The sequence below is a fragment of the Lentzea sokolovensis genome (assembly GCF_033949975.1).
GTDB classification, from domain to species: domain Bacteria; phylum Actinomycetota; class Actinomycetes; order Mycobacteriales; family Pseudonocardiaceae; genus Lentzea; species Lentzea sokolovensis.
On sequence record NZ_JAXAVU010000004.1, the window covers coordinates 370,005 to 392,425 of the forward strand.

16 protein-coding genes and 2 riboswitches are annotated in these 22,421 nt (G+C 69.2%); of the genes, 3 read left to right on the top strand and 13 right to left on the bottom strand.

What is annotated here, in order from left to right; translation table 11 throughout:
- The first annotated feature begins 57 nt into the window (after positions 1 to 57).
- Positions 58 to 666, top strand: a complete 609-nt coding sequence (locus tag SK854_RS07235; protein WP_319974210.1) for a TetR/AcrR family transcriptional regulator — start codon at positions 58 to 60, stop codon at positions 664 to 666.
- 1 nt (position 667) lies between these two features.
- Here SK854_RS07235 and SK854_RS07240 read toward each other — a convergent pair whose 3' ends face one another.
- The 3 genes from SK854_RS07240 to SK854_RS07250 all read right to left on the bottom strand — a co-directional run bounded on the left by SK854_RS07240 (position 668) and on the right by SK854_RS07250 (position 5,298).
- Complete coding sequence (locus tag SK854_RS07240; RefSeq protein WP_319974211.1) at positions 668 to 2,068, bottom strand: radical SAM protein; 1,401 nt, start codon at positions 2,066 to 2,068, stop codon at positions 668 to 670.
- The gene (locus SK854_RS07245; protein WP_319974212.1) at positions 2,068 to 4,527 is read right to left on the bottom strand and encodes a glycosyltransferase; all 2,460 of its coding nucleotides are present in this window, start codon (positions 4,525 to 4,527) and stop codon (positions 2,068 to 2,070) included. Before SK854_RS07245 ends, SK854_RS07240 begins: the two co-directional genes overlap by 1 nt.
- A gap of 186 nt (positions 4,528 to 4,713) precedes the next feature.
- A complete protein-coding gene (locus SK854_RS07250) occupies positions 4,714 to 5,298 on the bottom strand; it encodes a transglycosylase family protein (RefSeq protein ID WP_319974213.1) in 585 nt (194 codons plus the stop codon).
- A 354-nt stretch (positions 5,299 to 5,652) separates the two neighbouring features.
- Between SK854_RS07250 and SK854_RS07255 the strand changes: the two genes are divergently transcribed.
- Positions 5,653 to 7,167, top strand: coding sequence for a catalase (locus SK854_RS07255; RefSeq protein WP_319974214.1), 1,515 nt, complete (start codon positions 5,653 to 5,655; stop codon positions 7,165 to 7,167).
- A 48-nt stretch (positions 7,168 to 7,215) separates the two neighbouring features.
- On the opposite strand, the gene SK854_RS07260 is transcribed toward SK854_RS07255, so the two are convergent.
- From SK854_RS07260 to SK854_RS07295, 8 genes are all read right to left on the bottom strand, one after another.
- On the bottom strand, positions 7,216 to 8,421 hold the full coding sequence (locus tag SK854_RS07260) for a GAF domain-containing protein (RefSeq protein WP_319974215.1): 1,206 nt from the start codon (positions 8,419 to 8,421) through the stop codon (positions 7,216 to 7,218).
- Positions 8,422 to 8,515: 94 nt separating this feature from the next.
- Complete coding sequence (locus SK854_RS07265) at positions 8,516 to 9,649, bottom strand: carboxylate-amine ligase (RefSeq protein WP_319974216.1); 1,134 nt, start codon at positions 9,647 to 9,649, stop codon at positions 8,516 to 8,518.
- Positions 9,650 to 9,741: 92 nt separating this feature from the next.
- A complete protein-coding gene (locus SK854_RS07270; RefSeq protein WP_319974217.1) occupies positions 9,742 to 10,560 on the bottom strand; it encodes an ECF transporter S component in 819 nt (272 codons plus the stop codon).
- A complete protein-coding gene (locus SK854_RS07275; RefSeq protein ID WP_319974218.1) occupies positions 10,557 to 12,152 on the bottom strand; it encodes an ABC transporter ATP-binding protein in 1,596 nt (531 codons plus the stop codon). The genes SK854_RS07270 and SK854_RS07275 overlap by 4 nt, the downstream gene beginning before the upstream one ends.
- The gene (locus SK854_RS07280) at positions 12,149 to 13,258 is read right to left on the bottom strand and encodes an energy-coupling factor transporter transmembrane component T (RefSeq protein WP_319974219.1); all 1,110 of its coding nucleotides are present in this window, start codon (positions 13,256 to 13,258) and stop codon (positions 12,149 to 12,151) included. The genes SK854_RS07275 and SK854_RS07280 overlap by 4 nt, the downstream gene beginning before the upstream one ends.
- Positions 13,255 to 14,163: an ABC transporter substrate-binding protein gene (locus tag SK854_RS07285; RefSeq protein ID WP_319974220.1), complete on the bottom strand. Its 909-nt coding sequence runs from the start codon at positions 14,161 to 14,163 to the stop codon at positions 13,255 to 13,257. Before SK854_RS07285 ends, SK854_RS07280 begins: the two co-directional genes overlap by 4 nt.
- Complete coding sequence (locus tag SK854_RS07290; protein WP_319974221.1) at positions 14,160 to 14,999, bottom strand: hypothetical protein; 840 nt, start codon at positions 14,997 to 14,999, stop codon at positions 14,160 to 14,162. Before SK854_RS07290 ends, SK854_RS07285 begins: the two co-directional genes overlap by 4 nt.
- The gene (locus tag SK854_RS07295; RefSeq protein WP_319974222.1) at positions 14,999 to 17,452 is read right to left on the bottom strand and encodes a hypothetical protein; all 2,454 of its coding nucleotides are present in this window, start codon (positions 17,450 to 17,452) and stop codon (positions 14,999 to 15,001) included. Before SK854_RS07295 ends, SK854_RS07290 begins: the two co-directional genes overlap by 1 nt.
- Positions 17,453 to 17,532: 80 nt before the next feature.
- Positions 17,533 to 17,672, bottom strand: a riboswitch (cobalamin riboswitch).
- Positions 17,673 to 17,758: 86 nt separating this feature from the next.
- A riboswitch (cobalamin riboswitch) is annotated at positions 17,759 to 17,868 on the top strand.
- Positions 17,869 to 17,901: 33 nt separating this feature from the next.
- Here SK854_RS07295 and SK854_RS07300 point away from each other — a divergent pair.
- The gene (locus tag SK854_RS07300) at positions 17,902 to 18,903 is read left to right on the top strand and encodes a prenyltransferase/squalene oxidase repeat-containing protein (protein ID WP_319974223.1); all 1,002 of its coding nucleotides are present in this window, start codon (positions 17,902 to 17,904) and stop codon (positions 18,901 to 18,903) included.
- A 53-nt stretch (positions 18,904 to 18,956) separates the two neighbouring features.
- On the opposite strand, the gene SK854_RS07305 is transcribed toward SK854_RS07300, so the two are convergent.
- On the bottom strand, positions 18,957 to 19,985 hold the full coding sequence (locus tag SK854_RS07305; protein ID WP_245822242.1) for a ribonucleotide-diphosphate reductase subunit beta: 1,029 nt from the start codon (positions 19,983 to 19,985) through the stop codon (positions 18,957 to 18,959).
- Entirely contained in the window at positions 19,982 to 22,336 is a 2,355-nt protein-coding gene (locus SK854_RS07310; protein WP_319974224.1) for a ribonucleoside-diphosphate reductase subunit alpha, read from the bottom strand. Before SK854_RS07310 ends, SK854_RS07305 begins: the two co-directional genes overlap by 4 nt.
- Between the last annotated feature and the right edge of the window lie 85 nt (positions 22,337 to 22,421).

The window sequence follows — 22,421 nt, forward strand, 5'->3', positions numbered from 1 at the left end:
AGAACTCGACCGTAGCACGTTCTGCAGCGATCACTTCAGAAGAGGTAGGCTGCGGAGGTGACGACCACTCCGCGCCGTGCGACCGGCCGACCCAGGGGGTTCGACGCCGACGAGGCGCTCGACCGCGCCCTGCTGGTCTTCTGGCGGCAGGGCTACGAGGGGGCCAGCCTGGCCAACCTGACCGAGGCGATGGGCATCTCCACGGCCAGCATGTACGCGACGTTCGGCAACAAGGAGCAGTTGTTCCGCAGGGCCCTGGAGCGCTACGACGAGGGCCCGAGCGCGTACGTGCCCCTGGCCCTGGCGGAACCGACCGCGCTCGACGTCGCCAGGGCACTGCTGGCCGGCACCATTCGCACCACCACCCGCCCGGACCAGCCGCTCGGGTGCCTGGGCGTGCAGGGTGCACTGGCCACCGGTGACGCCGGGCGGGAAGTGCGCGCTCTGCTCGTCGACTGGCGCAAGAACGGCTTCGCGCGCATCCGGGAGCGGTTCGAGCGAGCCCTCGCGGAGGGAGATCTGCCCGCGGGCACCGATCCGGCGCTCCTGGCTCGCTACATCGCCGTCCTGCAGCAGGGCATCGCCGTGGAGGCCGCCGGCGGCGTCGATCCCGCGGAACTCCAGGAGCTCGCCGACGCCGCCCTGCGCACCTGGCCGCTGCCCTGACTCACAGCTCCGTGTTGATGATGGCCTCCACCAGCACCTCGCCGTCTTCGGTCAGCGTGACTCCCCCGGCGTCGACCGACACGAGGCCGCGTTCGGCCAGGGAACCGAACTTCTCCCGCCACGGACTCTCGTGCAGGGAACTGCCGTACAACGCGCTGTGCAGGTCGGCGCGAAGAGGCTGCAGGGTCGACAGCGCCATCTTGACCGCGCGAGCCTCCTGCGCGGCGGCGTCGAACCCCGTCGCGGAGCCGAGCGGCACCCTGCCCTCGTCGACGGCCTGGGCGTAGTTCTTCCAGTTCACGTCAGTGATCGCCTCGGAGGCGCGGCAACTGGAGCTGCCACCGAGGCCGATCGCGACCTCGGCCTCCTGCTTGTCCTGGTCCACCATGATGGACTTCCACTTCTCCGGTCCGAGGCCGTCGCGGGCGAAGTACATGGTGGGGTGCTCGGTGTAGCCGGCGGCGCGCAGGCCGTCGGTCAGCACCTCGCGCATCCGGTACTGCTCCTGCAGGGTCGGCCAGAAGTGACCGTCCTTGACGAGCTTCTCGCGGTACTGCGGCAGTTGCCACGGCGCCGGCTGCTCGCCCGCCACCCCTGTCCTGGTCTCGGCGTAGGACTTCAGGTGCAGCTTCGTGCACACGACGGCGGTGATCTCGTTCTCCAGCACAACGTCGAGGTCGCGTTTGACGCTGTCGACGGTCTGGTCCAGCAGGCCGTACATCAGGTCGATGCTGACCCACTCGAAGCCCGCGGCCTGCGCGTTGCGGACGAAGTCGACGCACATCTGCGCCGAGTGCTCGCGGCCGCACTCCCGCAGCACGTCGTCGTCGAACGACTGCACGCCGCTGGACAGCTTGGTGCAGCCCAGTTCCCTCAGCGTCTCGAGCTTGGCCGGGGTGAACGTGCTCGGGTCGCCCTCGAAGCGGATCGTCGTGTCGTCGGTGAACCCGAAGTTCTCCCGGTAGAAGTCGAGCAACCGGCGGATGTCCTTCTCCGGCAACAACGACGGGGTGCCGCCGAAGACGTTGAACTCACCGACCGGCGCTGTCGCCAGCTCCGGCACCCGTTGCAGCCAGAGCTCGGCCTCCCGGATGTTCCAGTCCACCCACTGCGTCAGCTTCTGCTCGTTGCGGCCGCCCTTGACCAGCACGACCGGGTACTGGCAGAAGCGGCACTTGTAGGCGCACGTGGGGATGTACGACCAGAGGTGGATCGGCGCGGTGCCGACGAGCTGGTCCGTCAGGTCGTCGAGGAAGTCGTCGACGCCGTAACCCTCGACGTTGCCGGGGAACACGTGCGCGCCGAACGGGTCTTCGGTGACGTAGTCGAGCAGGTGGGCGTTGGCGGGGTCCTGCAAGGCCGCCCACACCCTCGGTTCGGAGTTCGTCAGGACTCGGTTCATCAGAACACGCCTCCATTGCCGAAGTAGTTGTGCGCCTCCCCCGACTCGCGGTCCTCGCAGTAGTACTTCACGAATTCCGCGAACCTGGCGGCCGGTACCGAGTCGAAGCACTCCGGCAGCGGTGGCGGGAAGCCGATGTCCTCGCCGACCGTCGCGCGCAACCGGGCGAAGATCTCGTCCCGGAACTCCAGGTACAGCCGGTACGACGGCGTCTTGTACGAGTGGATGGGCAGGAAGTCGGTGACGCTCATCTCGGCCTTGATCTCCGCGATGCGCTCGCCCAAGCGGTGCGCGAGGTCCTCGCCGAAGAACTCGACCACGGCGTCCTCGTCCAGAAAGGACGGTGTGAGCAGGACGGGGAGGATGGTGTTCTTCGGGGTGAAGTCCTTGATGGAGAACTCCCAGGCCTGCAACGCCTCTGCCTCGGTGAGGTCGACCGTCACCGGCGGCGCCTCCGGCCGGATGTCGCGCATCACGATGATGCCGTCGTTGCCGTACGCGCGGCCCGTGATGACCTCGTCGATGGCGTGGTTCACGCGCCGCGGGTTGATCTCGACCTTCGACTTCGGGGCATAGGTGATGTCGTGGCCCGAGCCCGCGACCCTGATGCCGAAGTCCCAGTCGTCGGACAGGTGGTTGACGAACCGGCCGTGCTGCAGCTGGTAGAAGATCTCAATGCCGCCGACGTCCTCGTAGGCCTCGCGCTCCACCGCGAAGCCCTTGCCGTCGGGAAAGCCGCCGAACAGCGAGAACGTCACCGCGCGGCACCGCAAAGTGCGCTGGATCGCGTCCCAGAGTCGTGGCCTGCCAACGAAGTGCTCGGCGTTGTAGTAGTAGTCGCACACGCCGATCGCGGCCTTGTCCTTCTCCATCGCCGCGAGGAGCTCGGTGAGCCAGCGACGGTCGACCCGGCAGTCCGCGTCGGCGGACATCAGGTAGAAGCGCTCGCCGGGGTCCTTCCGGTTCCTGCTCCTGCGCACCGCGAACTCCATGCCCGCCCGGCGCGCGCACGCGACGCCCTGCTCGCGTTCGCTGATCACCTGGATGTCGACCGGTGAGTTCTCGGCGAACCTGCGGGCGATCTCGACCGTGTCGTCCGTGGAGTTGTTGTCCACCAGCACGATCTCGTAGGTACTGGGATCGATGTCGTCCTGGTTCTGCAACGACAGCAGCACGGCGTCGATGTTCGCGGCCTCGTTGTACACCGGCAGCACCACGCTGAGCCGGACCTGCGCGCCCATCGCGGGCGGGTACAACGTTGTCACCAGCTCGTCCGCGACCTCGCGGGTGTGCGTGCCGAGCTGCCGGTTGTGCGCCACCACTTCCGCCCGCCTCTCCGCGTTCGTCATGAGATCGTGCACCCGACGCGCGAACTCCGGCGTCGGCAGGTCGTGTTCCAGGATGTCGAGGACCGGTGCCTCGAAACCCGCGTACACCGTGTCGTACAGGGCATAGCGGCTCGCGATGTACGGCACGCCGGCCGCGATCGCCTCGCCGATTGGGTTGCCGTAGCTCTCGTAGTCGTACGACGTCAGGAACGACACGATGTCGGCGTGCGCGAGCAAGTCGCGCACCGAGAACTCCTCGCTGGCCGACTCGCACGGCTCCAGCACGCCGCCGAACACGACCGGCACCTGGAGTTCTTCCGCGAGCGCACGGAGTTTCGCGGTCTCGGCCGGGTTCTCCTCGGTGTCGCCCGCGATGAACAGACACGTACCCGGGAGCTGAGCCACCAGGTGCAGGTCGCGATCGATGCGCTTCTGCGGAATGATCCTGGTGAACCGGGCGATGATCTTCATGTCCGGTGCGATGCCGTGCCGTTCGCGGAAGTCCAGCCGCCCTGGCCGAATCGGCGGGGTGAAGGTGTTCGGCAGCACGTCGAGATTGCGCAGCTGCGGCATCCATTCGAGCGTGCGCCGTTTCGCTTCTCCGTGCAGGGCGAAGTAGTGGATGTGCGGCGAGTTCACCATAGGAGGCGTTGCCGGATAAGGGAAGCTGCCGTACTTGGCCGGCTCGCTCTGCCACATCAGGTCGTGATCCCGCCACAACACGAACCGGCCGAGCTCGTGCGCGGCGCCGTATCTCGCGATCGCCTGATAAAGCGCCTTCGTGTAGGCGACGTTCTCCGGTAGCGTCCCGTTCTCGACCACGACGAGCGCGACGCCGCGGTCTTCCCAGGTCCGCACGATCGCGTCGGCGAGTTCAGCGGTGACGCGATCGGTGTCGGGCAACTCGTTGCTACGCACGGATTCCAGGGTCGCGGCCACGAATTCCCGGTCGTATCCCGCGATGCGCGCGACGCCGTCGACGCGGTCGAGCGTCACCCAGTCCGGCACGCGTTCGTGCCGGTAGTCCTGGAAGAACCGGCCTTTGTCAGCCTTGATGTCGTACCCGAGATCGAGGTGAACGCGATATCCCTGGTCCGCGAAGGACTTGGTGGTCTTGAGAAACTCGACCACCACACCGGACATTGCCGTGGCATCGAAAGAAACACCCCAAAGAGCCGGCATTGGCTGCTCCGTTTCGAGTGAGTCACTCTCACTCGAACCTAGCATGGAAGCGCTTCCCCACCAGATTGCGTCTCAATGGGCTCGACGCCGAACGGACCGCTCACCACGTTCAGCGGTGAGCGGTCCGTTCTCGCGTCACTTCGTGGCGATCCTGTCCCCGACCCTGATGAGATCCGGGTTGGTCAGGAACCGGGAGTTCTTGGCCACCAACGCCTGCCAGCCCCCGTCGACGCGGAGTTCGGTGGCGATGCTGCTCAGCGTGTCACCGGGCTTGATCGTGTAGTCGCCGTCCGGGTTGCTCGCGGAGGGCGCGGCCACCGGCACCACGGGCACCACCCGCGACACGGCCTTGCTGCCGACCGGGACGTGCCGCTGCCGGACCGGCTGCGGGCTGCTGCCGCCGCGCCGTCCGCACGCGCCCCACGCCCCGATTCCCTGACTGGCCAGCACGCGTTCCGCGACGCGGATCTGCTCCTCGCGGGAAGCCTGGTGTGCGCTGCCGGTACCGCCGTTGGCCTGCCAGGTGGACGGGCTGAACTGCAGTCCGCCGGAATAGCCGTTGCCGGTGTTCGTCGACCAGTTGTTGCCGCTCTCGCACTGCGCGATCCGGTCCCAGTCGACCGACGGCGCGGCGGAGGCGATGCTGCCGCCCGCCGCGATCAGTGCCGCCGTGGAGGCGGAGAGGAGCAGGACGCGGGCGGTGACGCTGAGATGACGCATGTCCCTTTTCGGGCCCCGCCGCGCTCTCGCCGGTGAGGGCGCCTGTCCGGCGGAGACGTGTTCCGTGACCTGGAACAAGGCCCGGCCGCTGGACAGGTGAGCGCACGGCGGGCCCTGGTGCTGCAGCGGCCTTGCGGTCGCTGGCAGGACCGTAAGAACGCCGGGCCGGATCCGCACGTCCGGACGCGAGCAAGATCACTCGATCGGTGATGATCACGAACTTCGTGTTTCGGCTTCGCGCGACCGTGTTCACGGTGAACGTGTTTGCGTCACCGCCGTGAGGTCGATCCGTCGGTCAGCGGCTCGCCAGTCCGCCTACCGCACCCGTGTGCGCCGAGCAGCTGAGAGGACCCGATGTCTGACCTTCCCACCACCAACGACGCCGGCATCCCGGTCGAGAGCGACGAGCACTCGCTCACGATCGGCGCCGGTGGCCCGATCGTCCTGCAGGACCACTACCTCATCGAACAGATGGCGCAGTTCAACCGCGAGCGCATCCCCGAGCGCCAGCCGCACGCCAAGGGCAGCGGCGCGTTCGGCAGGTTCGAAGTGACCGCGGACGTGTCGTCGTTCACGAGGGCGGCGGTGTTCCAGCCGGGCGTCACGACCGACGTGCTGGCACGGTTCTCGACCGTCGCCGGTGAGCGCGGCAGCCCCGACACCTGGCGCGACCCTCGCGGGTTCGCGCTGAAGTTCTACACCTCAGAAGGTGTGTACGACATGGTCGGCAACAACACGCCGGTCTTCTTCATCAAGGACCCGATGAAGTTCCAGCACTTCATCCGGTCGCAGAAGCGGCGGGCCGACAACAACCTGCGCGACCACGACATGCAGTGGGACTTCTGGACGCTGTCACCGGAGTCCGCGCACCAGGTCACGTGGCTGATGGGTGACCGGGGCATTCCGCGCACGTGGCGGCACATGAACGGCTACAGCTCGCACACCTACATGTGGGTCAACGCCGCCGGCGAGCGGTTCTGGGTGAAGTACCACTTCAAGACCGACCAGGGTGTCGAGTTCTTCACGCAGGACGAGGCGGACCAACTCGCCTCCGCCGACACGGACTACCACACGCGCGACCTGTTCGAGTCGATCGCGCAGGGCGAGCACCCGAGCTGGACGCTGTTCGTGCAGCTCATGCCGTTCGACGAGGCGGCGGGCTACCGGTTCAACCCGTTCGACCTGACCAAGGTCTGGCCGCACGGGGACTACCCGCTGACCGAGGTCGGCCGGTTGACCCTCGACCGCAACCCCACCGATCACCACACCGAGATCGAGCAGGCCGCGTTCGAGCCGAACAACCTGGTGCCCGGCATCGGCGCCAGCCCGGACCGCATGCTGCTGGGCCGCATGTTCGCCTACGCCGACGCGCACCGGTACCGCATCGGCGCGAACTACAAGCAGATCCCGGTCAACGCCTCGAAGTCGCCCGTGCACAGCTACAGCAAGGACGGAGCGATGCGCGTGACGAACGTGTCCGACCCCGTCTACGCGCCGAACTCCAAGGGCGGCCCACGCGCCGACGTCGAGCAGTACGGCACACCGGCGGGATGGGCGGCGGAAGGCGACATGGTGCGCGCCGCGTACGTCTCGCACGCCGAGGACGACGACTGGGGCCAGGCCCGCACGATGGTCCGGGAGGTCCTGGACGACGACGCGCGGACGCGGCTGGTCGACAACGTCGTCGGTCACCTGCTCAACGGTGTGTCCGAACCGGTGCTGGTCCGCGCGTTCGAGTACTGGCGCAACGTCGACGAGGACCTCGGCAAGCAGGTCGAGGCCGGGGTGCGCGCCAAGCAGGACGAGAAGGATCCGAAGGCGGAGAAGCAGGCGAACCCGGCACGCGAGAGCATGCAGCGAAAAGCCTGAACCAGGCCGTGAACGGGCTGGACGCCGTTGCTCGTCCAGCCCGTCGGCTCACCGGTTCCGGTAGGCCGCCAGACCGCCGAGCTCCTCGCTGGCGATGTACACCGACCGCACGTGGATCAGGGCTTCCTCGACATGGGTGGCGCAGCCCCAGGCCGAGTCGCCCCACGAGTCGGCGACCTTGACCTCCGCCGCCGCCGTGCACCCCGGCCTGCCGCCGAGCTGGCAGTGCTCGGGGTGCGGCGTGGCGGCCTGTTCCGCCGCGGCCACGCGCAGCTGGGCGGCGAGCTCGGCCGCGGCGGTGGCGCGTTGCTCGGCGTCGGCGCGCAGTTCCTGCTCCGCGCGCATCGCCTCGGCCAAGCGCGCTTCGGCCGCCTGCTTCGCCTGCTCGGTGTGGTGGCGTTCGATGGCCAGGGCCGCGGTGCCGGCGAAGACGCTGATGAGGGCCAGGTCGGTGTCCTGCGGCGCCCGCGGGGCCCGGTGGTACATCGCGAACGTGCCCAGCAGGCCGCCGTCGCGCGCCAGGATCGGCGTGGACCAGCACGCGCCCAGCCCGGCCTGCTCGGCCAGGTGGCGGAAGTCGTCCCAGAACGGGTCGGTGGCGATGTCCGTGACGATCACCGGTTCCCGCCGGTGCGCGGCGGTGCCGCAGGAACCGACGCCTTCGCCCGTGGCGATGCCGTCGATGGCCTCGTTGTAGAACGCGGGCAGGCTGGGCGCGGCGCCGTGCCGCAGGTGCAGGCCATCGGGTTCGGCCAGCAGCACGGACACGAGCACTTCCTCCGGCGCCAGTTCCTCGATGCACCGGGCCATCCCGTCGAGCACCTCGGTCAGCGGCGCCTGCCGTGCGATCTGCTCCAGCAACGCGCGGTGTTCGGCCATCAGCCGTTGGGCGTGCTTGACCTGGGTGGTCTCCACGCCGATGACCGTCACTCCGGCCACGTCGCCGGCCACGTCCCGGCGCGGTTCGCAGGTGAGGTCGAAGAACGCCTCCCGCGCGTGCGGCCCGGTCCCCAGCACGGCCCGGACGTCACGGCCGGTGCTCGGCTCACCGGTGCGGTACACCTCGTCCAGCAGTGGATCGAGGTGGGTCCGATCCTCGCCGATGGTGGCCACGAAGGCCGGGTTGGCGGTCTCCACCGCGTGTTCCGGCCCGGTGAACGCCGCGAAGATGGCGGCGGACTGCCCGAAAAGTGTCCTTACGTCCTCGGTCTGTTCGTGCATGCCAAATGCGCTCACGGCGCGCCCTCTCGCCATGCGTCACAGGCTCGCTGTTTGACCTCGGACGCTCTTCTTGGTTCCCGCTCCACGGCGAGTAGCCGCGATCGTACGCAACGCCGATGATCGTCGATCACGAGCACTTCTGGTCGGGTTCGGCGCGGTCCGCGTTGTCGACGTCCAGCAGGACGAGCAACGACTCCACCTTGCCCCCGCGGAACACCTGGCGCTGCCGATCCGCGCCGCTGCCCTCGCCGTCCAGCAGCCGCAGACCTCGTTGTACCGCAGGCAGATCACCGTTGGACTCCAGCACCGGGGTCAGCTGGCGCACCAGGTCGTCCAGCTGTTCGCGCACCGGCCGTGTCTCACCGGACAGCACGTCGAAGGTGTCGCCCCGCAGGCCTTCGTTGGACACGCCCCAGCACGCCTGTCTCAACGTCTCCTGTGGAACGTCCCGCGCCGGCACACCGCGTTCCACGTCGACCACGGCCTGAGCGACCAGGGCGCGAACGAGTGCCGCGAGCAGCACCGCCTCGTCCGCGGTCGCCGCGACGTCCGCGACCCGCACCTCGACGGTCGGCAGGTCGGTGGCGGGGCGGACGTCCCAGTAGACCATCGCCCGGTCCAGCGCCGTGCCGGCCTTGATCATCGTGTCGGAGACCTCCTCGTAGTGCTCCCACGAGGTGAAGAACGGCGGCGGACCGGACACCGGCCAACGCGACCAGATGGTCGAACGCCAGCTCGCGAAGCCCGTGTCCTCTCCGTCGGAGAACGGCGAGTTCGCGGTCACCGCCGACAGCACGGGCAACCAGGGCCGCACGTGGTTGCACACCTGCACGGCCGTCTCCCGGTCGGGCACGGCGACGTGGACGTGGCATCCGCAGATCAGCTGCTGCTCGGCGAGCGCGCCGAACTCGCGGGCGATCCGCCGGAACCGCAGGCTGTCCGTGATCTCACCGGTCGCGCGCCCCAGCGGCGGCGCTCCGACGGCGATGGCCCGGCATCCCGCCGTTCGCGCGGCCTGCGCGACCAGACGACGCAGGTCGAGCAGTTCGCGGTGAGCCTGCTCCGCGTCGGCGCACACCGTTGTGTTGATCTCCACCTGCGCCCCGGTCAGTTCGTGGTGCAGATCCAGGCCGAGTTGTTCCCGTGCGATGGCGACGACCTCGTCCGCACGGTTCACGGCGACACCGGTCGCCGCGTCCACCAGGAGGAACTCCTCCTCGACGCCGAGGGTGGGACTCCACGCGTCCTTCGATGACGCCATTTCCACGTCTCACCAACCTGATTCTGGGCGCCGTTGCGCGCCGGGGATTCCGGGAACCGGCGAATACCCCTTTCCCACCAGGGGAAACCCGATCAACGGCCGGTGAACGTCGGTAACGCGCCGTAGGAGGCCTTGCGCGATGCGCGACGCAGGGTCGCCAGCACCGCCGGGCCGAGGACGAGAATCGCGACGGTGTTCGTGATGGCGCGGCCGGTGTCCCAGCCCGCCGTCGAGGTCAGCACCGTGAACACCGCGAACCGGTGGAGGTTCTCCAGCATCGGAGCGCCTGGCACGTAAGAGATGTGGCCGTCGTGGTACGGGACCTCGGCGTCGGTGATGAACGGCCAGAACCACAGGTTCATCAGGAACCCGAACACGTACGCGACCACGATCCCGTACGCCACGAGCATCGCGATCTCGGTTTTGCCGGTGACCCGCTTCGGCAATAGGCCCGCGCCCATGCCGATCCACGCCGAGCACATCATCTGGAACGGCAGCCACGGCCCGACACCGGCGGTCAGCAACGCCGAGGCGAACAACGACGTGCAGCCCAGGACGTAACCGAAACCGGGGCCGAAGACGCGGCCCGCCAGGATCAGCAGGAAGAAGACGGTCTCGATGCCCGCCGTCCCCGCGCCCAACGGCCGCAGTGCCGCGTTCACCGCCGAGAGGACACCGAGCATCGCCAGCGCTTTGGAGTCCATGCCGCCTTCGGACAACTCGGCGAGCACGATGACGATCAGAATCGGCAGGATGCCGATGAACACGAACGGCGCGTCCGGGCCGTGCTGCATCGACTGCGGTTCGACGCGGACGAGCAACGGCCAGACGAACATCATCAGGCTCGCGATCGAGGCCAGCGTCAGCACGACCGCCGAGCGCTTGCCGATCTTCACGGCCGAGGCGGTCATCGCACCTCCTGCGGCAGGGCCGCGCGCACGTCGGCGACGGTGAGCCAGGGTTCGCCGAGGATCTTGGCGACCTGGGTGGCGAACGCGGGTGAGCCGCCGAGGACCTCGGCGGTCGGACCGTCCGAGACGACCTCGCCCTCGGCCATGACGACCACGCGCTGGGCTATCGTCGCGACGAACTCGACGTCGTGCGTGGCAACGACGACGGCGCGTCCTTCGGCGGTCAGACCGGCGATCATCTGCGCCAGTGCGGCTTTCGCGGTGTAGTCGAGGCCTCGGGTGGGTTCGTCCAGCAGCATGACGCGCGGCGCCGCGGAGAGCTGGACCGCGAGCACCAGCGCGAGGCGCTGGCCTTCAGACAGGTCACGCGGGTGCACGGCGGGATCGACGCCGGGAGCGAGCCGGTCGAGCAGGCTCCGGCACAGGCCTGGTTCCGCGCCGGACTCGGCGTCGGCGGCGGCGCACTCGGCCTCGACGGTCTGCAGGTACAGCAGGTCGCTCGCGGTCTGCGGCACCATCCCGACCAGCTTGCGGCCTTCGGAACTGCTCAGCGACTTCGGGTCCGCGCCGCCCGCGCGAACCGTGCCGGCCTGCCTGGGACCGGAGCCCTGCACCGCCCAGAGCAGCGACGACTTGCCGGAACCGTTGCGGCCCATGATGGCCAGCACTTCGCCCGCGTGCAGTGAAAGGTCCACGTCGCGGACGGCGACCTTCGGCCCGTACCGCACCACGACTCCCGACGCGGCGAGCAGCACGTCCCCGGCGGTCGTGGTCCTGGCCGGCGGGCTGCCGAGCGTGAGCGACGAGGCGCGGCGGCGGGCGTCCCGGACGGACATCGGCAGCGGGTCCCAGCCGGCCAACCGTCCCAGTTGGACGATCGGGGGCGCGATCGGCATGTCCCGCAGCACTTCCGGGGGTGTGCCGTCGAGCACTCCCCCGCTGCCCGGCACGTAGATCATCCGGTCGGCGAACGGGATCACGCGCTCCATGCGGTGTTCCGCCATCAGCACCGTCGTGCCGAGGTCCTGCACCAGACGCGCGAGCGTGGCCAGCACGTCCTCGGCGGCCGTCGGATCCAGCGCGGACGTCGGTTCGTCCAGCACCAGCACTTTCGGGTGCGTGGTCAGCACCGAGCCGATGGCGACGCGCTGCTGCTGGCCGCCGGACAACGTGCGCAGTGCCCTGCGGCGGAGTTCCGCGATGCCCAGCAGGTCCAGGGTCTCCTCGACGCGGCGGCGCATGACCTGCGGTGACAGGCCGAGTTGTTCCATGCCGTACGCGAGTTCGTCCTCGACGGTGTCGGTGACGAAGCCCGCCAGCGGGTCCTGGCCGACCACACCGACCAGGTGCGCGAACTCGCGCGGCGGGCGCGACCGGGTCGACACGCCGGCCACCGAGACGTCACCTTCGAGGTGGCCGCCCGTGAAGTGCGGGACGAGGCCGTTGATCGTGCCGAGCAACGTCGACTTGCCCGCGCCGGTCTGGCCGGCGAACAGCACGAGCTCGCCTTCCCCGATGGACAGCGAGATGTCCCGCAGCACCGGATCGGACCGGCCCGCGTACCAGAAGCTGACGTGGTCGATTTCGATCATGAGGCGGCCACTTCTTCGAGCGAGGCGAAAGGCGGTTCCGGAACCGGGGTCAGGAACGCGGGCAGGACGCCGATCAGCACGCCCAGCAGCGGCCCCCAGGACAGCAGCGGCCACGACAGCTGGATCAGCGACGGATTGAGGTTCGTCGGGTCCACGCTCGACGTCACGAACAACACGGCCGCGACACCGAGTCCACTCGACGCCGCCACGAGTTCCGGCAGGTGCCAGCGATCCGGGCGGTAGCGGGTGCGTTGAACTCGCTGACCGGCCATGCGGAATCCGACCAGGCCGACCAGCAGCCCGACCGACAACACCGGCGCGGCCAGGAAACGCGGCGTCGACCCGTCCAGCGTCGCGTAGACGCCCACGCAGACACCGATCAGGCCGACGATCATCATCGTGCCGGTGAGGACGCGCTGCCGTGCCTCGACCAGTCCCGCCCGGCCGTAGCCGCGGGAGTCCATCGAGGCTGCGAGCTGCAACGAGCGGGACAGCGCGTCCTCCAGGATCGGGATCATGACGGAGTGCAGCACCTGTGTGCGCTTTCCGCTGCCACCACGCAACTTCCGGGCGCGACGGACGCGCAGCACGCTCTCGGCGAGTTGCGGGAACACCGACAGCGCGACGATCACCGCCGTGCCCACCTCGTAGAGCGCCGGAGGCATGGCCTTGAGCAACCGCTTCGGATTCGCCAGCGCGTTGGCGGCGCCGAGGCAGATCACCATGGTCGCGAGGCGCAGGCCGTCGTAGAGGCCGCCCAGCAACGACTCCGCGGACACGTCACCGAACAGGCGGATGCCCGCCGCCCACGCCGGCAACGGGATCTCCGGCAGCCTCAGGACGATCGTCGACCCCTCTGCCCCGCCGAACACGAGCCGGAAGAACACCCGGATCGCCACGATCCACGCGCCCAGCACGAGGTACAGCCGGAACGCCAGCGCCCACGGCGCCTCGGAGCGCCGGGCCACGACGACGTACCCCGCCACCGCGATGATCGTGAGCAGCAGCCACGGGTTCGTGGTGCGGGTCGCCGCGACCGCGAGACCGAGCGCCCACACCCACCACGCCGCCGGGTGCAGGTCGCGCGGCAGGAAGTACGACGTCACGACTCGTTGACCCGTCTCCGCCGCCGTGCGACGAAGAACCCGGCGGCCAGCAGCACCACGACCGCACCGCCCGCGGCCCACGGCGCGTAATCGCTCGCGCCGGACGTCCGCTTGATCACCTCGTCCACGTCCTCGGCGTTCTCACCGCCGCTGAATGCGATGTTGCTCGACGGGTCGTTCGCCTTCGGCCGCGCGGTGGCACTGGCACGGGGCCTGGGCGGCGGCAACGCACCGGTCGGCGCACCGGGCGGCGGAGTCTCCCGCTGCTCTGCCTCAGAAGTGGCTTGCGGCGGGCGGCCCTGGACGGGAGCCTGCGTCTCGCCGGGGTCGTTGCTGACGGGCTTCGCTTCTTCGGCGGCGTTGCACGCCCTGCCCTCGGTGCCGGGGCGCACGGCGGCAACGCGCGGCACCGGGTTCGTGTCCGCGGTGGCGTTCAGGGAGAACGACCAGCCCTCGAAACCACCCCGGATGAACTGGCGGTTCTTCACGCCCCACTGGCTGTAGTCCCAGGCGCAGTTGTTCCCGGCGTGCCAGTACGACCAGTAGGCCGCCGCGGGAGGGGTGTCGATGCACAGCTCGCGGTAGTTCTCGCGGCCGTTGATCGGGATCTGGGCCGCGGCGGCGGGCTTGTTCTCGACTCGGCAGATGAAGGCCTCGCCCCACCGCTGCGCGCCGGCGACCTGGAAACCCGCACCCTTCATCGCGTCCAGACCGGTGCCCGCGGCCGACTGCGGGTTGCAGCGCACGATCGCGTCGCCCCCGAGCTGCTGGAAGTCGATGACGACGGTCACGCCGTTGTCGTCCTTGCAGAAGCCGGGATAACCCTTGCCGTGGTCGATCGCGTGCACCACGGGTGCCGCCGACACCGTCAGGAAGGCGGCGGCCAGTGCCGCGATCGTCCTCATTGGACGGTCAGGGTGGTGGACGAGTACACCGTCACCCCGTTCCCGGTCGCGGAGATGATGTAGGTGTACGTGCCGGCCGCCGTGGGCGTGATGTTCTGCGTGCCGCCGGGCACCGCGAGCGAACCCGACCAGCTACCGCCGCCATTGGCGGGCGCGACGGAGGACGCGCTGACCGATGTCGCGTTGGTCGTGGTCCAGGTGAGCGACGTGGTCTGGCCGAGGGTGATCTTGCGGTCCAGGTCGTTGATCGAGAGTGCCGCGGTGGGGTTGCTCGCGTTCACGGCCGGGTTCGTCGGCGTCACGCCGGGAACCGGGTTGGTGCCGGCCGACTTGTTCAGCGAGAACGACCATCCCTCGAAACCACCGGGGACCACGTTGCGGTTCAAGGCGCCGTAGCTGCTGTAGGTCCAGGTCGAGCCGGAACCGTCGGCGTGCCAGTAACCCCAGTACGCGGCGCCGGGCGGGGTGTTGAAGCACCCCTCCTTGTAGGTCGGGTTGCCGGTGACCGGGATGTTCTCGCTCGACGACGGACGGCCGTTCACGCGGCACACGAACCCGAGGCCCCACTTGACGGTGCCCGCGACCGTGATTCCCGCGTCCTGCAACGCCTTGATGCCGGTGCGGTCCGTACCGGGACTGGCGTTGGGCGAGCAGCGGGTGATCGTCGGCGCGGCCACCCCGCCGTTGCCGTCCAGTTCCTGGAAGTCGACCACGATCGTCGTGCCGCTCAACGCGTCCGCGCCGGTGCAGATGCCGTCGTAGCCCGCGGAACTGGCCGGAGCGGGCGCGATGACCAGTCCGGTGAGCACCAACGCGGCGGCGAGAACTCTCTTCATCACTGAACCCCCTGAGTGAGACGACGGCGAAGCAGCAGAACGAGACCGGCGAGCACCATGGCGCCGCCGAGTGCGAAGTACGACCACAGCGGCGGATGCCACGGAGCGTTCTGGGCGACCGGTGCGGGAACCGGCTTGGCGTCCGTCAGCGGCAGACGCACCACCGGCGACAACGGGGACCCGTCCGCGCTGATCCACGAGCGACCCGCGATCCCTTGTGCGGCAACGAGACTCGTGCCGAAGTCGGTAGCACCGTCACCGCCGGACACCCGCGGCAGACCACCGTCGCCGAGCACCATCCCGCCGATCGTCTTCGCGGCGCCGCTCACGTCCAGGCCCGCCGCCTGCCGGGCACCCGCGACCGAGGCGCTCAACGCGATGGAGGGCGCGCCGCCTTCGTCGTCGACCATGCCCTTGCCGTTCGGCTTGGCACTGAGCAACGAGATCGCCTTCACGAACGCGGCCGCGCGTTCCTTCGACCACTCCGCCGGGGCCTGGGCGGCGGGCGCGTCCTCGGTGAACGGCCTGCTGTTCAGCGCGGTCACCGCGGCGGCGGTGGAAGCGAGATCCCCTGCCTTGCAGTCGTTCTCGTCCATGTGTTCCGGGAAGGTGCCGTCCTCGCACTGGCGGGCGGCGAGCGCCTCGATCGCCTGGCCGGGGTCGGCGACGGTGGCGAGCACCGCCCAGGTGTGGCGGCGCACGGAGTCCTCGGAGTCCGCGAACGAACCGGTGTCGGTGAACAGGCCGTCCGAGCCCCGCAGCCCGGTCAGTTCGGTGCGCAGCCGGTTCGCGAGGTCGCCGGACTTCTGGAACTGAGCGAGGATCACGAGTTTCGCGAGCGGTTCGGCGTAGGCGGCCTCGCCCGTCTCCTGCCCGGCGCCGTGCGCGTAGGCGTTGATCGCGTCCGGCGTCAGCAGGAACTCCGTGGCCTTCCTCGCCGCGTCCGGCTGTTCGCCCAGCGCGTGGAGTGCCAGCACCAGGTCGCCCGTCGCGTCGTAGTCGACGTAGGTCCTGTCGTTCTCGGTGACCTCGACGTGGTCACCGCGCACGAGCTTGTTGGCCAGATAGGCGCCGAGCTTCGCGGCGGACGTCTTCGCGGCCGGCTGCACGGTCTTCGGCGCCGGGGCGGGCTGGCGGACCACGGCCTTCGGTTTGGTCGTCGGCGCGGGCGTCTGAACGGTGACCGTCGCGGTCGTGGTGTGCACCGCGGCAGGTGGCGGCGTGGTGGTCCGAGTCGTCGTGGTGGCGCCGGTGGTTGTAGAGGTGGTCGTGGTCGGCTCGGGCCCGCCACCCGTCGCGAGCGCGTGAAAACCGATCTGCGACAACCCGAGCGAGGCCTGCGCGCTCGCCCTGATCCACGTGTCGACGCCGGAAATCCCGCCGGTGCGCGCTGCCTGGTACGAGGCGGGGTTGTACGCGATCGCACCGATCTGCCCGGCCAGCGCGGTACCCGAGTCGGACTCGCCGGCCTGCGCGGACCTCAGGAACTCCACGCCCCTGCCCACCTCAGGGCCCGCGCCACCGGCGTCAGCGAGAGCTTGCACGATCAGGCCGGTGCTGTTGGTGTTCGGCGCCTCCGTACCGACACCGCCGCCCCAGCCACCACCGTCGGCCTGGTTGTTCTTCAGCCACGTCACGGTCCTGGCGATCGGCTCGTCGAGCCCGGCCGCCCCGGCGCGCTTCGCGGCGAGCATCGCCGACAGCGCGAGGCCGGTCGCGTCGCCGTCCGGGGACGACGAGCCGTCGGCCTTGCCCTCGTCACACGACGACACCCTGAGGCCCTCAGGTCCCTGCACGTACCCGAAGAAGATCCGGAAATAGCCCTCGGAACACTGCTGCGTCACCATCTTGTCGATGGCGAGCTGGTCGTTCTCCCCCGCCACCGCCAGGCCGATCACCGCGAGGGACTGGCCGAACACGTTGGCGTTGTTGTTGACCATGTCCGACCACTCGGGGTTCTTCGAGTAGTCGCTGACCCGGCCGGCGTCGACGCCCGAACGGCGGATCGCCGCCTTCGTCTCGGCGACCATGTCGTGGCCGTCGAAGTCGCGCGGGTCGCGGCCGGAGATCTGCGCGGCGAGCAGGGTCTTGGCCACCGCGCCGCCGACGATGATCTGGTCGAAGCCCTGACCGGGAGCGAGGCCGTCCCAGGTGAAGTAGTCGGTGGCGTGTCCCTGGTCGTCCAGGAACTTGACGATCGGCTCGGCGAGCGCGCCGTCGCCGGACGCGTGCATCGCGAAGACCAGGTCGAGCATCAGACCGTGGTCGGGCAGCTCACCACCGAGCGGGTTCTCCAGGGTGCCGTCGGGTCGCAGCTGGTGGGAGAGCCACACGGAGCTGGAGTGGGCGGCTTCGCGATCACCCGCGGCGGCCGCGGTTCCGGCGATCGTCGTGGCGATCAGGCCCGCGCTGACGACGAACGCCAGTGCGGCCAGGGTCCTTCGCCGGGTCATCCTCTCCCCCTCGTGCTGCTCGAGGAGAGGAGACGGCACAGGGCGCCGGCAGCCACCCCTGCGTTTCGCGACAGCGGTCGGTCTGTTCACCCCGCCCGGATGGTGACCCGACTCGCCACTGCAGCAGTGGCCCACGGTTGCGCGACAGTGCCGGATTCCGACCGGCTTCCCCGTCACGGGCGAGGTATGAAGTTGTCGAGCCGGGCGAGGTTAACACCTGGAAACCGCCGTTCGGCACCGCCTTCGGGGTCGGAGGCGAGCGTCACATCCCAACCCGGCACGGGGCCTTGCGCGGCATGAGAACCTGTTGGGCGTTCAGCGCGACGCGGGGGAAGTCCGGTGAGAATCCGGCGCTGTCCCGCAACGGTGTGCCCCTTCGGGCGAGCCCGGTCACCCGCATCGCGCGGTGTTCACCAACTCCTGTCGTGGAAGTGCGGGAAAGGGTTCTCATGAGACGTCTGGTGCTCGCTGCTGTCCTGATGCTGGGCATTGGCACCGCTGTCACCCCCGCGGTGGCGGCATCGCACGACAAAGCCGACGCCGCCGCGGGCTGGCTCGCCCGGCAACTGGTCGACGGCGAACGGTTCGAGGCCGACTTCGGCGGCCAGAAGTTCCCCGACCAGGGCCTGACCATCGACGCGATCTTCGCGTTCGCGGCCGCTCGTTCCTCGGACACCAACGCCGAGAAGGCCATCACGTGGCTGGCCAGGCCGGAGATCACCACCGGGTACGTCGGTTCCGGCACCGAGGCCTACGCGGGCGCGCACGCCAAGCTGTTGCTGGCGGCGAAGGTGCGACACAAGAACGGCAACGCGTTCGGCGGTGCCGACCTGGAAGCCGGTCTGCGCGGTCTGCTCGCGCCGTCGGGCAGGTTCTCCGACCGCTCGGACTTCGGCGACTTCTCCAACGTCTTCACCCAGTCCCTGGCGCTGCTGGCCCTCGACCGCACGCCGGGCGGCGCGCCCGCCTCGGCCAGGACCTTCCTCGCCGGAACCCAGTGCCCTGACGGAGGTTTCCCGCTGAACTTCGGTCAGACCCCGTGCGCCAGTGACGTCGACTCGACCGCGCTGGTCGTGCAGGCGTTGCGCGCCACCGGTGACAGCGTGAACGCCGCCGAAGGCACCACGTGGCTCGCGTCGAAGCAGAACGCCGACGGAGGTTTCTCCGTCGGCGCCAACGCTTCCAACGCGAACAGCACCGGCCTGGCCGCGCAGGCGCTGGCCGGTCACCGCCCGGCCGCCGCGACGAAGGCACGGCAGTTCCTGCGTTCGCTCACGGTCGGCTGCCCGGGTGCCGTCGCGGACCGAGGCGCGATCGCCTACGACGCAACGGGATTCGACCAGACGACCGCGCCGCGTGCCACGGCTCAGGCGGTCCTCGGCCTGACCGGGGTCAAGCTCGCGAACCTCGACGGCGGCGGCAACCTCGCCGCGCCGACGCTCGCCTGCTGACGAAGCGGTGCCCCTGACCGGCTTCCCGGCCAGGGGCACCGCGTCCGCACGACTCAGAAGTCCTCGTCGAACGCCACCGTGCCGGTCACACCGACCTGGTAGGCCGACACGCGCCGTTCGAAGAAGTTCGACAGCTCCTGCACGTCCTGCAGCTCCATGAACGCGAACGGGTTCTTGGAACCGTAGATCGGCTCGATGCCGAGCACCTGCAGCCGCCGGTCCGCGACATGCTCCAAATAGGACCGCATGTCCGCCACCGACATGCCGGCGACACCGCCACCGAGCAGGTCCTCCGCGAACTGCACCTCGGCGTCGACTGCCTCGCGCAGCATCTGCTTGACCTCCTCGTACAAGGAGTCGTCGAACAGGTCGGGCTCCTCGCGGCGCACGGTGTCCACGACGTCGAACGCGAACGCCATGTGCATCGACTCGTCGCGGAACACCCAGTTGGTGCCCGACGCGAGACCGTTCAGCAGCCCGCGCGAACGCAGGAAGTAGACGTAGGCGAAGGCGCCGTAGAAGAACAGGCCCTCGATGCACGCCGCGAAGCAGATCAGGTTGAGCAGGAACGACCGGCGGTCCTCCCGCGACTCCAGCCGCTTGAGGTCCGAGATCGAGTCGATCCACTTGTAGCAGAACTCCGCCTTGGCGCGGATCGACGGAATCGTCTCCACCGCGGCGAACGCCTCGATGCGGTCGTTCTCGTCGGGCAGGTAGGTGTCGAGCAGCGTCAGGTAGAACTGGACGTGCACGGCCTCCTCGAACAGCTGCCGCGACAGGTAGAGCCGGGCCTCCGGCGCGTTCACGTGCTCGTAGAGGTTGAGCACCAGGTTGTTCGCGACGATCGTGTCACCGGTCGCGAAGAACGCGACGAGCCGGTTGACGAGGTGCCGCTCGGCCTCCGACAGCTTGTTCAGGTCGGCGAGGTCCGAGTGCAGGTCGACTTCCTCGACCGTCCACGTGTTCTTGATGGCGTCGCGGAAACGCTCGTAGAACAGCGGGTAGCGCATCGGCCGCAGGGTGAGGTCCATGCCGGGGTCGAGCAGGGCGTTCTGACGGGCGGTGCTGGCAAGCGTGGTCACTGGCAGGCCTCACAGGACTCGGGGTTTTCCAGGGAGCAGGCGATGGCTTCGTCCGACGTCACGACGGGCACCGCCGTGGTCGTCGTCGTGGTCGCCTGCTGGATGCGCGTCGCCGGACGGGAGCGCAGGTAGTACGTGGTCTTGAGCCCGGCTTTCCAGGCGTAGAGGTACATCGAGGAGAGCTTGCCGATCGTCGGCGAGGCGACGAACAGGTTCAGCGACTGGCTCTGGTCGACGTACGGGCCACGCGCGGCGGCCAGTTCGATCAGCGCCTTCTGCGGCAGCTCCCAGGCCGTGCGGAACAGCGAACGCACGTCCTCCGGCAGTTCGGCGATGCCCTGCGCGGAGCCGTCGTCCTGCTTGAGCCGGTTGCGCACGGCCTCCGTCCACAGGCCGCGAGCCTTGAGCTCGCGCACCAGGTAGGAGTTGATCTGCAGGAACTCACCGGACAGCGTCTCGCGCTTGAACGTGTTCGACACCTGCGGCTCGATGCACTCGAAACAGCCGGCGATCGACGCGATCGTCGCGGTCGGCGCGATCGCGATCAGCAGCGAGTTGCGCAGGCCGTGCTCGCTGACGCGTTCGCGCAGAGCACTCCAGCGCTCGGTCTGCGTGGGCGTGACGCCCCACAGGTCGGGCTGCAGATCTCCCTTGGCGGCACGGGTTTCCCGGAACGCCGGGTGCGCGCCCGCGGACGAGGCCAGCTCCGCCGACGACTCCAGGGCCGTCAGGTAGATCTCCTCGGCGATGCGCGTCGACAGCTCACGGGCCTCCGGCGAGTCGAACGGCAGGCGCAGTTTGAAGAACACGTCCTGCAGGCCCATGACACCGAGACCCACCGGGCGCCAGCGCGGGTTGGAGCGCGCCGCCTGCTCGGTCGGGTAGTAGTTGATGTCGATCACGCGGTCGAGGAACACGACGGCGGTGCGGACCGTGGCACGCAGCCGTTCCCAGTCGATGTCGGACCCCTCGACGTGAGCACCGAGGTTGACCGAGCCCAGGTTGCAGACCGCGGTCTCCTCGTCGCTGGTGACCTCGAGGATCTCCGTGCAGAGGTTGGACAGGTGCACCACGTTCGACGGCGACGCGGTCTGGTTGCACCTGCGGTTCGCGGTGTCCTTGAACGTCATCCAGCCGTTGCCGGTCTGGGCGAGCGTGCGGATCATCCGTCCATAAAGGTCACGAGCCTTGACCGTGCGGACGGCGCGGCCGGCCTCCTCCGCGCCGCGATAGGCGCGGTCGAACTCGTCGCCCCACAGGTCGACCAGCTCGGGAATCTCGTCAGGGTCGAACAGCGACCAGTCCCCGTCCGCCTCGACGCGGCGCATGAACTCGTCCGGGATCCAGTTCGCCAGGTTGAGGTTGTGCGTGCGGCGCGCGTCCTCACCGGTGTTGTCGCGCAGCTCCAGGAACTCCTCGATGTCCGGGTGCCACGTCTCCAGGTACACGCAGGCGGCGCCCTTGCGTCGGCCGCCCTGGTTGACCGCCGAGACCGACGCGTCGAGCGTGCGCAGCCACGGCACGATGCCGTTGGAGTGGCCGTTCGTGCCGCGGATCAGCGCACCGCGCGAACGGACCCGGGACCACTGCACGCCGATGCCGCCGGCGAACTTCGACAGCCGGGCGATCTGCTTGTAGCGGTCGTAGATCGACTCGAGCTCGTCGCGCGGCGAGTCCAGCAGGTAGCACGACGACATCTGGGTGTGCTGCGTACCGGAGTTGAACAGCGTCGGCGAGCTGGGCAGGTACGCCAGCGACGACATCAGCCGGTAGAAGTCGATCGCCTCGGTCGCGGTCTGCGAGAGACCGCACGCGACGCGCAGCAGCCAGTACTGCGGCTGCTCGATCACCGAACGCTTCGCGGGGTGGCGCAGCAGGTAGCGGTCGTAGACCGTGCGCAGGCCGAAGTACTCGAACCGCCGGTCGCCGTCGAGGTCGATCGCGTCGTCGAGCTTGCGGGCGTTGGCGGCCACGAACTCCGCGGTCGCGTCGCCGATCAGGCCTTCCGCGTGGCCGAGCGCGATGCTCTGGCTGAAGGACATCACGCCCTGGCGGCGCACTTCCTTCTCGATGAACGCCGCGAGCAGGCCGGCGGCGAGCTTGGAGTACTCGGGCTCCTCGGACACGAGCGCCGCGGCGGTCTGGATCGACAGCCGGTCCAGTTCCTCGGTGGTGGCGCCGTCGTAGAGGCCGCTGATCGTCTTGGTGGCGACCCGCAGCGGGTCGACGTCGTGCAGACCGACCGTGCAGCGCTCCACCGCGCGCACGATCTTGTTCAAGTCAACGGGTTCCAGTGAACCGTTGCGTTTCTTGACGCGCATAGTGGTGGTGACCGTGTCGACCGCCGTCACTAGCTCTCTCCTCGCGAGCTCGGGTGGCCACGGGGACAGCGAGGAGTGAACGGGCGCGCGCGACCGCCACGTCCTCCCGCCCTCC